Here is a 1,591-nt window from a genome sequence, read left to right as displayed (position 1 = left end):
GTCCGAGAGAATCCGGGGCGCTACGTTAATCTCGATTACGACAACGACAACGACAACGACAACGACAACGACAACGACGCGAAAAGTATTCCCTAAGACCATGGCGCGATACGAACACCTGCCGATCTACCAACAGCCGATGGATGTCGCGGTACACTTCGAGAAGGTGGTTGCCGGCTTCAGCCGTTATCACAAATACACGCTGGGCACCCCAGGCGGGACGGGGTATTCACCCCGTCCCGGACGTTTATTCCGTGGCCGACCCTGGGCGTGGGCCAGCGGCCTCGGGGAAAACGTTTCGGACGGGGCGAATGCCCCGTCCGGCGTGGTCGTCTCCCATATTATTCGCGCCAATCCCGAGCACGACAAGCCGCCGATGCTGCTGGTGCTGCGCGGCCAGCTCGATGAGTTATTCATTCTGATCCGCCTGGCGAAAGAGGTCCAGGCGTTCAAGAGTTTTGCGGCCTATCCCGAAGGTTCGCTAGGGCGGATGCCCGCTTAGGCGTCCGCCAAGGCGTCGGCGCGCAAGATGGCGGAACCGCTGCGCGTTCCGCCCTACGGACCTTTCCAGGGATTGAAGATGGCAACACCCGCAGCGGCAAATTTGCCGGTGTTTCGCGTCACGACCGTCAGTCCGTGCTGGGCCGCCGTGGCGGCGATGAGAATATCCGGGTGGCTGAAGGTTTGACCACGCTTGCGTCCGGCCTCGATCATCAGCCGCCATTGCAGGAGGATGTCCTCCGTGACCGATAGTACCCTCCGCTCGAACAGGGGCCGCAACCGCTGGGCCAGCCAGTGGTGCAGTTCGGCCCGCCGCGCTGGGTCACCAATCAGCTCGATACCGAATCGGATCTCGGCGAAGGTCACATCGCTCACGTACAACTCGCTCAACGGCTGCGCGGCGACGAAGCGCGCGACCGCAGGCTCCGGTTGCTTGCGCCGAAGCTCGGAAAGGACGTTGGTATCGAGCAGCCAACCACTCACAAATCGACATCCCGAACCGGCCCGGTAATCCGTGGATGCTCGAATTCGACCTCTGCAAGGGGCGAGTCTGCCAGCAACGCTACCAGCTCGACGCCCGTGCGGTGGCCCGTGAGACGGTCATACTCCCGGGCCGAGACGACCACGGCTCGCTCCTCCCCGTTGACTGTCACATGCTGAGGTCCCTGCTCGACGGCCCGGCGAACCACATCGCTGAAGCGGGCCTTGGCATCCTGAAGCTGCCAGTAGCTTGCATTCCCACGACGGGAGGGCTCGTCGGCGCCAGTGCTGTTCATGGCTTCTCCTGTTGTCTAGTCAGCCTGACCAGACTCTAGCCCTTAGTGCGACCCTGGTCAACCGTTGGGGTGAGCCGGTCGATAGCGCGTAGCGCGTAGGGCGGATGCTCGCTTAGGCGTTCGCCGTGGTGCCGCGGCCGAAGATGGCCGAACCGCTGCGCGCTCCGCCCTGCCGGATGCATCGCCCCCCGCAGAGGACTGCGGCCTTATGGGTTACCTGGTTGCCGGGCCGTACGGGTGCGATCAGAACTGATGTGGTGTCCGAGATCCCGAGTACGCTGTCCTGGTCGTTGTCGTTGTCGTTGTCGTGATCG

At 63.0% G+C, this 1,591-nt stretch carries 4 protein-coding genes; 1 reads left to right on the top strand and 3 read right to left on the bottom strand.

Annotated elements, in window-relative coordinates; all coding sequences use genetic code 11:
* On the top strand, positions 1-502 hold a 502-nt coding region (locus QZY48_RS20305; protein WP_295434580.1), incomplete at its 5' end, for a hypothetical protein.
* Positions 503-555: 53 nt separating this feature from the next.
* Here the strand turns inward: QZY48_RS20305 and QZY48_RS20300 are convergent.
* From QZY48_RS20300 to QZY48_RS20290, 3 genes are all read right to left on the bottom strand, one after another.
* The gene (locus tag QZY48_RS20300; protein ID WP_295434578.1) at positions 556-984 is read right to left on the bottom strand and encodes a type II toxin-antitoxin system VapC family toxin; all 429 of its coding nucleotides are present in this window, start codon (positions 982-984) and stop codon (positions 556-558) included.
* Complete coding sequence (locus tag QZY48_RS20295) at positions 981-1,277, bottom strand: type II toxin-antitoxin system Phd/YefM family antitoxin (protein ID WP_295434576.1); 297 nt, start codon at positions 1,275-1,277, stop codon at positions 981-983. The genes QZY48_RS20300 and QZY48_RS20295 overlap by 4 nt, the downstream gene beginning before the upstream one ends.
* Before the next feature lie 112 nt (positions 1,278-1,389).
* Positions 1,390-1,591 (bottom strand): hypothetical protein (locus QZY48_RS20290; protein ID WP_295434574.1); only part of this gene is annotated, 202 nt, incomplete at its 5' end.

This window comes from uncultured Thiodictyon sp. (assembly GCF_903828115.1).
Taxonomy (GTDB): domain Bacteria; phylum Pseudomonadota; class Gammaproteobacteria; order Chromatiales; family Chromatiaceae; genus Thiodictyon.
This window is presented reverse-complemented; position numbering and strand designations above follow the sequence as displayed.